The organism is Actinokineospora enzanensis DSM 44649 (assembly GCF_000374445.1).
GTDB classification, from domain to species: Bacteria; Actinomycetota; Actinomycetes; order Mycobacteriales; family Pseudonocardiaceae; genus Actinokineospora; species Actinokineospora enzanensis.
Genome location: NZ_KB894476.1, coordinates 1 through 7,565, shown reverse-complemented (window position 1 = coordinate 7,565; position 7,565 = coordinate 1). Strand labels below are relative to the sequence as shown.

Here is a 7,565-nt window from a genome sequence, read left to right as displayed (position 1 = left end):
CGCATCTGCTTGTCGCGGGTCTCGCGTTCGGTGCGGTTGCGGACGTCGCGTTCTTCCTGTTCCCGTTGGCGTTCGGCACGGTTGTGGGTGTCGCGTTCGTCGCGCTCGTCGCGCATCTGCTGGTCGCGTTGGTCGCGTTCGGCGCGGGTGCGGGTGTCGCGTTCCTCTTGCTCCTGGCGGCGTTCGGCTCGCTCGAGTTGGCGCTGGCGCTCGCGTTCGGCTTCCAGGTGACGTCGTTCGATCATGTCCCGTCGCAGCGTCGCCAACTGGACAAGCGACTGGGCGACGTTGGCGGCTTCTCGCACCTGCGCGCCCGGAACTGGGTCCGGTGCGTCTCCGAAAGCGGTCATGTTCTCCCCCTTGTTGTGCAACGCGTTCAGCGACGTCGGTAGCCGTCTTGTGGCTGTGGAGTCGACGTGTCAACGCGTCGGGTGGTCCCGCCCCTCCCCGGGCGGAACGCGTCTGGTGTCGGTCGAGTTTCGTCCATGAGCGCCTGGCGGGCGGTGAGCAGGTGCTCCCGGGCGTTCAAGGCCGCGTTCGCGGCGGCCCGCCGATCCGCGAGTTCGTGCCACGCTTCGATCTGCACCAGCACCGAGGCCACGGCGATGACGATGCGGGCGGCCGCGTCGTCTCGTCGGTCGTGTTCGCCGGTGTTCGAGCGGAGCAGGATGCCCGCGCTGGTGCGGAGGTCTCGGGCCATCTGGGCGACTGGTCCCCCGCCGGTGGACGGGATGATCGGCGCGTACCCGGCCAGTCGGCTGGCGCGCTCGGCGGCTTCTGCTGCGGCGCGGGCGGAGGCGAGATCGACGTAGGCCGCGGTGGCGTGAAGCAGCTCCCGGGCCCCCTGCGCGACAGCGGCGAACTCGTCGCCGCTGACGGCCTCGGGGGCGGTGGCGGCGACACCTTCGACGTGGGCGAGAACGGTGTCCAGTCCGGCGGTGCGGGCGGACGAGTCGGTCTCCTGCCAGTTAGCGCGCAAGAGATCGAGCCGTAGATCGGGCGCGAGTTTGCTGAGCTGGTAGAGGACGGGTGAGCCTGCGCTGTCCGTGCGGATTCCCACGCGGTAGTCGACGATGCCGCCGTGGTCGTCTTGGTGCTCGGCCACGGTGATCCCCGCGTCGCGGAGGCGGACGACGAACGCGCTTTCGTGCTCGGCCTCCACCGCGATCACGGTGCACCAGTGGCGGAGTTGAGCGGTGTCCGGCTGCGCCTGCGGGTCTCCCCCGGGCTGGTGGCGTTCGACCTTGGCGCGGCTTGCCTCGGCTTGGCCGTAGGGGCGTCGGCTGGTGCCATCGGCCGACCCGGTGGGGGTGAGTCCGAGCTGCTGCTCGAACTCGTGGCGGAGTTCTTGCCAGGCGGCGGTGTAGTTGATGTAGCCCACATCAGTGCCGTCTTCCCGGACCCGGGAGTACGTGATGTGGATGCTGGTGTCGTCATGGCGGGTGGCCAGCCACCGCACCGCTGAGGCATCGTCCGGGCCGGTCCAGAGCCCGGCTCGGCGCATGACGGCGTCGGCGATCTCGGCCCACTGCGTATCGGTGAGGAACGGGTCGTCGCGGTGGTTTGCGATCACGATGTGGCCGGTGCGGTTCGTCGTGCTGCGCCCCGCCAGCCGCGCGGGCAGGTCGATGACCTTGGCCATGTCGCGCACGGATTGACCGCCGTTGGCCAGACGGACCGGCTTGTGAACGCCGTGTAGCCGGTCCCAGCTTGCGATCGTGCGCGGGTCCACGTGGACTGTGCCGCCGCGCTCCTCCCCCTTGCCGGGACCGTAGAGGTACTGGAGCAAGCCGACGGTGTTGGACCCCCGCGGGGCCTCTTTCACGATCACCGGCGTGCCTAGTCCGGCATGACCGCGTCGGCGAGGCGAGCGCTCACCTGGTCCACCCGCTTCACCTGGTCGACCAGGTACCGCACGGCGGCCGCGATGCGTTCGGCGGACTGGGGGGCGCCGCTGTTGCTGGCGGCGGCGATCTGGTTGAGCAGGCCTGTCGCGTTGGCCAGCAGGCGGCGATGGGTCATGAGCTCTTCGAGGATCGCGCGGAGCAACGTCACCTGCTCGGCGGTGAGACCGCCGAGCGGCTGGCTGGCTGCGGCGTACTTCCCGGCCGCGACACCGAGAGCGGCGTCGGCGATGAAGGTGGTCACCGACTGGTTGCGAGCGTCGGCGGCCGCGCTGACGACGGCCAGCTCAGTGGGGGCCCAGTCGATAGGACCGGTCCGATCGGTGCGCCGTTCCCCACCGGGCAACCGGCCTCGTCGTCGTTGTGCGGACACTCCCCCACCACCTCCTTGTGCAACCAGTGTGCCACGGCGGCGGCGGTCGGCGGCGAGTTTTCCATAGGAAAACTCTATCTTGCTCCTCCGCCCGGAGGAGAGCCGCGCTTTTTGGCTCACCTCCGGGCGGAGGAGTCTTTCCGCCGGGTTGGCGGCCGTCCGGACCCGCGCTTTTTGGGTCCGGACGGCCGCCAACCCGGCTCCCCTGGAACCACCGGAGAACGGAGCGCGCGGCAGGCAGCCGGACGCGGTGAAACCCGGACCACAACCGCTCGGAGCGCGCGTAACGTGGCCTGCATGGGGACGAACACGGCGGTGGAGCAGGCCGCGAAGATCCAGGAGGAGCAGAGCCTCAGCCGGGTGGCGCTGATCCGGGAGTTGGTGGCGGCGCAGGAGGCGGTGACGCGCACGGACGCCTTGGCGCGCACCGCGCGAGAGTCCGCAGTGGGGCTGCCCGCACAAGTGGCGCTGGCGGTGGGGCCGGTGGTACTGGCGGCGGAAGAGGCGGCCGCCGTGGCGCGGGCGACCTTGACCGCCGCGTGGCAGAACGCGAAGACGGGCGGGTGGTCGCCGCGTCAACTCACGTCCCTCGGGCTCAAGCCGGTCCGGGCCCGGCGAGCGGGCGGGGTCGGTGCGGCGGCGGAGGACAAGGCGACCCGGCTCGAGGATGCTTCCGGCATAGACGCCATGGCGGAGGCGGGGTGATGCGGGCTGCATCGTTCTCTGGCGATGCAGCCCGCATCACCCCGCCGCGGTGCCGGTCTAGCCCTGGGGCCGACCAGCTTGGGTCTGGCCGCGTGCCGTGTCGAGGTCGGTCTTGAGTTCGACCAGGCGCTCACGGAGGGCGGCCACCTGCTCCTCGTGCTGAGCTCGCAGCCCGCTCACCCGCTCGGCGTGCTCGACGGACAACCGGTCTCGCTCGTCGCGGGCGTTCTGCCGGGCGTCGGCGAGTTCGGCACGAACGTCGGTCAGCGTGGTGGCGTCCTGCTCGTGCTGTTCACGAGCGTCCGCCCGTGCCTGGTTCGCGTCGGCGCGGGCGGCGGTGACCTGGCCTTGCAGGTCGGCGATGCGCTCACGGAGGGCGGTCACCTGCTCCTCGTGCTGAGCTCGCAGCTCGCTCACCCGCTCGGCGTGCTCGCCAGTCAACCGGTCTCGCTCGTCCCGCGTTTCCTGGCGTGCACGGTCCAGTTCGGCATGTGCGTCCGCTAGCGAGGTTTCGGCGGCCCGCTGTGCGATCTCGGCTTGTGCGCGTGTTTCGCGTTCCTTGGTCGCGGTCGTCTCGGCGGCCGCGATCCGCTCGGCGGCCACTCGCTCGGCTTCCTTCGCCCGGTCGTCGGCGGCGGTGACCTTGCTGGCTGCTTCAGCCTCGGCGGCCGCGATCCGGTCGTTGGCAGCGGCCTCGCCCGCCGCGATCCGCTCCGCGGCGCTGGCCTCGGCGGCGGCGACCCGCTCCGCGGCGGCGCTTTCGATCTCCTTCACCCGGCCGGTGGCTGAGGCCTCGGCGGCCGCGATTCGCTCGAGGGCATCGGCCCGCGCCGCTTCGGCGCGTTCCTCGGCTTCCTGTACCGCTGCGGAGGTGGTGGTGACCGTCTCTTTCATCTGGGCACGGACGGCCTCCAGCTCTGCGGTGGCCTCGCTCGCGGCGGCGTCGGCATCCTCACTGTGTTGTTCCGCCTGCTCCGCCTGACGAAGAGCTTTCTGGGCATCGCGTTCGGCGGTCGCCCGGAGCTGTTCCGCAACCGCGACTTGTGCCTCGGCCTTGCGCACCACTTCGTCCACCTCGGCGGCGGCGGCGTCGAGATCCCCGGCGATCTGCACTTGGGCGACCACGCCGTCCACCCACTTCCGGAAGGCCCCTAGCTGACTGGGCAGTTCTCGGAGCTGCTCTCCCAAGGTGGCGGTGGCCATGGTGATCGGGCGGGGCGAGGTCTCGACGGGCTCCCCTCCCGGGCGGCTCGGGGTGCCGCCCCTCTCTTTCTGCCGGACTTTCCACGCGTTCGCGCGGTTGTGCACGGGCCCGTCGTTGGGGCCGGGCTGCTCGCAGTATTTCCCGGGGCGGCCGGTGGCCTGGTCGCGTTGCGCTGGGCGCGTGCAGGAGGGCGTCCCGGGAAAAGCGCAGGTCACGACGTCGGACGTCACGGCGGGGGCCGCTGCTGGGTCGGTCATGCGGCGAGCATATCGTTTCGTTACTTCCGTGTCTAACGTATCTTTCGTTTTGTTTCGTTTCGTAGCCCGCTACGTAACTAAACAAAAGGCCCCCGGCTGGCTGCCGGGGGCCTCGTGATGCAGGCTGCATCGGGGCGTATTCAGGTGGTGTCGATGTTCCGACCGGGCGGCATGGGCGTGGTGTCGGGGTCGAGCGGCCGCCCGTCGTTGTAGTCGCGCTCGATCTGCCGGATCCAGGAGTCGACGGCGTCCGCGACCAGTTGCCTCACCGTGAGGTGGCGGCCGGTGCGTTTCCTGACCAGACGGACGGCGGCCCGGATGAGGCCGTGGCGGCCGTGGTCGATGGAGACGCTGCTTGGGCGGGGCCGCTTGCTTGAGTCGCCTTCTTGCGCCGGGGTTTTCATGCTGAGCGGCAACTATCCGAGGCAGTTCGCCGTGTTGAGGTGCGTGAGCACCTTCTCGTAGTCCCCCGCGACGATCCGCGCCTTGGGGTATAGCGGCAGCGGGATGCCGTGGCTGTACGCCTCCGGCACCACGGCGGAACGCCGGACCGGGGGCGTCACTCGGTCGAGGTACACGTCGTAGAGGTCGTCCAACTGTTCTATGTAGACGTCGCCTGCGTTCTGCGGTGGCACGATGCAGGGGACAACGCCCAACAGTTCGATCTTGAGGCGATACGTCTTGTTGATCGTTTCGAGCTGACGGACCAGTTCGGGGATGCCTTCGTTCTCCTTGGGCATGGGCTGAGTGCAGGTGATGATCCCCGAGCGGTCCATGGGGCTCGACTCGTCTTCGGGGTTCAGCCGCCGCGGGGTGTCTTCCCAGGCTTGCGTTGCCAGCATGGCGGCGATCACGAGGACGTTGATGCTGCCTCCGCAGTCGATGATGACGTGGTAGGCGTCGTCGTAGGAGCTGAGCTTTTCGTAGAACTCCATTTCGGAGCCCACTCGGCGGCTGAGATGCACCTGGACGGTGTCGAGTCCATCCCGGGATGCGGGCACGAGGAACAGGCCGGGAACGTCCGGGATCGGGATCGCGGCTTCTTCGATCGTGGCCCTACCGAGCAGGACGTCGGCGATGGTGGGTCCGTTGGTCTTGATACCGAACCAGGTGGTCGCGTTGCCCTGCGCGTCGAAGTCGATGAGCAGCGTTCGGCGCTTGTGCCGGAGGGCCGTCTGGACGGCTAGTGCGGTGGCGCTGGTCGACTTTCCGGCCGACCCGGAGACGCTTGCTACGGCGTAGATGCCCATGGGGTCCTTCTTCAGCTAGTGGGGGAAGGTGATGACTGCTGCATCACCGCGTGGGCGTTTGGGTGAGCTCGGTCGCTATGCCGGGCACCTACCCGGTCGCGTTTCGGCGCTCGATGCGCCGAAACGCGATCAGCTCCGCGCCCGCGGTGAGGCGCCCCGGCGGCGGCCGCTGTTCGGCGCTCGATGCGCCGGACTGCGGGATTCGCGCCCGCCGGGTTTCCCCTGGGGTCGTGGCTGTCGACCCCAGGGGAACCGGTCTAGGCGGCGGGCTCGGGCTCGGCGGGCTCGGGCTCGGCGGCGGGCTCCTCCCCTGTCTCCTCTGGGTCGTCTCCGGGTTCGGCGGCGGTGATCGCCTTGGCCAGACGAAGCCGTTCCCACTCGGTCGGGACGTAGCGGGCGCGCTCGTCCAAGAGCTCGAAGAACTCGAGGTCAAGTGCGTCCCACTCGCGGTGGTTCTGGCTGGCGCGGATCTCGAACGCCGCGACTGCGAGAACCCACGCGGCGTGGTGGTTGAGGATCCGCGACGTGCCTTCCCGTCGCATGGATTCCTTCCACTCGTCCCCCACGTTGGGGGTCAAGCCGGATGCGAACCACAGTTTGCCCGCGAGGGTGTAGGCCTCGCTGCTGGTCGCCCCGTGCGCCATCCCGTTGACGTACTGGCGGGACAGCAGGTCGATTAGCTGTTTCTGAGGAAGGGGGCTCGTGATCAGTTTCACGCAGGCTTCGCGGCGCTTGGTCTGGGCGTCCTTGCGCGCCTTCGCCTCCGCCTTCTCGGCTTCCTCGCGGTCCGTGGCCTGGGGGCGGTCGGGCTTGGCCTTGGTGTAGTAGCGCAGTGCGCCGTTCTGCTTGTCGATCGTGGCGACCAGCAAGCCGGCCTCGCGCGCGACGGTTGCGGCGGCCTCGTCACGGCAGGCGTGTTCGTAGTGGCGGTCCCCGAACGCGGTGGCGGGCTCGATCAGGTCCAGGCCCTCCGTGGCGGCCTGCTGTGCGCTTGCTCGGGCGGCGATGACCCATTCGCACGCGGCCGTGGCCGTGCGGCCTTGATTGACCAGCTCTACGGCGGTGCGCTGCTCCGCCAAGCGCTCATCCGACTCGCGTCCGTCGCGCTTGCCGTTGGGCTCGTAGGGGAGTTTCCCGCCGATGACGGCTGCATCAGTGGCCGCGAACTTCTTGTCCGTGATGGCCGCTTGGATTTCCGGGGCGGTCTTGAGAAGAGCGAGCCTACGGGAAATGGTGGCCTGGTCACGGCCCAATCGCCGGGCGAGAGACCTTTGGGATTCCTTCTTGTTCACCTCGAAGAACCTCGCCAACATCTGCGCGTCTTCGAGTTCGGTGAGGTCTTCCCGACCCAGGTTCTCTTGCGCCAAGGCCTCTAGGTCGCCGTCGTTCTCCATGACGGAGTCATCGACGATGGCCTTCAAAGGACGCCCGGTCTCCAGGCAGGCGGCGCGGCGGCGGTGACCGTAGATCACCACGTATTCGGCGTTGCCGATCTGGTCCGCCGTCTGGGGGCGGACGGCCAGGAACGCGGCTGCTGTGACGACCTTGGCGGGCACGGTCACCCCGCTGGCGCGGACGGTGGACACCAGTTCGTCCCACCGGGCGTTTCCGGGCTGCGGCAGCGACCGACTCGGGCTGTTGAACGGGTGCGGCGCGACTGCGGATGCCGGGATCAACAGCTCGCCGGTGGCGGTGGTCTCGCTGGCCCGCTGGGCCAACGCGGCCGCGATGCCGCCTGCATCACCGCTCGATGCGGACGACTCGGGCGCGGGCTCGGCGGTCTTGCCGGTGCTCTCCTCCGGGCTGGCGTCCGCGTCGGCCTGGGCGGTCTCGGGGACCTCGGCCTGCGGCTCGTCGGCGGCCTGGTCGTCG

General features: G+C 69.5%; 8 protein-coding genes. 2 read left to right on the top strand and 6 right to left on the bottom strand.

The features are described from left to right. Window positions 1–392, top strand: a 392-nt coding sequence (locus C503_RS47135) for a hypothetical protein (RefSeq protein ID WP_026317076.1), incomplete at its 5' end; no start/stop codon positions are given. Here the strand turns inward: C503_RS47135 and C503_RS0136855 are convergent. Beyond that, complete coding sequence (locus C503_RS0136855; protein ID WP_156893796.1) at window positions 377–1,825, bottom strand: relaxase/mobilization nuclease domain-containing protein; 1,449 nt, start codon at window positions 1,823–1,825, stop codon at window positions 377–379. The two genes, C503_RS47135 and C503_RS0136855, sit on opposite strands and share 16 nt — an antisense overlap. Before the next feature lie 14 nt (window positions 1,826–1,839). Continuing rightward, the gene (locus C503_RS0136850) at window positions 1,840–2,277 is read right to left on the bottom strand and encodes a hypothetical protein (protein ID WP_156893795.1); all 438 of its coding nucleotides are present in this window, start codon (window positions 2,275–2,277) and stop codon (window positions 1,840–1,842) included. 297 nt (window positions 2,278–2,574) lie between these two features. On the opposite strand from C503_RS0136850, the gene C503_RS0136845 reads away from it, so the two are divergent. Next, a complete protein-coding gene (locus C503_RS0136845; RefSeq protein ID WP_018687201.1) occupies window positions 2,575–2,982 on the top strand; it encodes a hypothetical protein in 408 nt (135 codons plus the stop codon). A 57-nt stretch (window positions 2,983–3,039) separates the two neighbouring features. On the opposite strand, the gene C503_RS43985 is transcribed toward C503_RS0136845, so the two are convergent. The 4 genes from C503_RS43985 to C503_RS42410 all read right to left on the bottom strand — a co-directional run. Then, window positions 3,040–4,443 (bottom strand): hypothetical protein, encoded by a 1,404-nt coding sequence (locus C503_RS43985; protein WP_156893794.1) that lies wholly within the window; start codon window positions 4,441–4,443, stop codon window positions 3,040–3,042. A 140-nt stretch (window positions 4,444–4,583) separates the two neighbouring features. Further along, entirely contained in the window at window positions 4,584–4,712 is a 129-nt protein-coding gene (locus C503_RS48725; protein ID WP_281170560.1) for a hypothetical protein, read from the bottom strand. A gap of 147 nt (window positions 4,713–4,859) precedes the next feature. Further along, window positions 4,860–5,693, bottom strand: a complete 834-nt coding sequence (locus tag C503_RS0136830) for a ParA family protein (RefSeq protein ID WP_018687198.1) — start codon at window positions 5,691–5,693, stop codon at window positions 4,860–4,862. A gap of 257 nt (window positions 5,694–5,950) precedes the next feature. Continuing rightward, on the bottom strand, window positions 5,951–7,565 hold a 1,615-nt coding region (locus C503_RS42410), incomplete at its 5' end, for a ParB/RepB/Spo0J family partition protein (protein WP_018687197.1).

Coding starts and splice junctions, on each gene's coding strand:
- C503_RS0136845 (WP_018687201.1), top strand. CDS start 2,575: ATGGGGACGAACACGGCGGTGGAGCAGGCCGCGAAGATCCAGGAGGAG.
- C503_RS43985 (WP_156893794.1), bottom strand. CDS start 4,443: ATGACCGACCCAGCAGCGGCCCCCGCCGTGACGTCCGACGTCGTGACC.
- C503_RS0136830 (WP_018687198.1), bottom strand. CDS start 5,693: ATGGGCATCTACGCCGTAGCAAGCGTCTCCGGGTCGGCCGGAAAGTCG.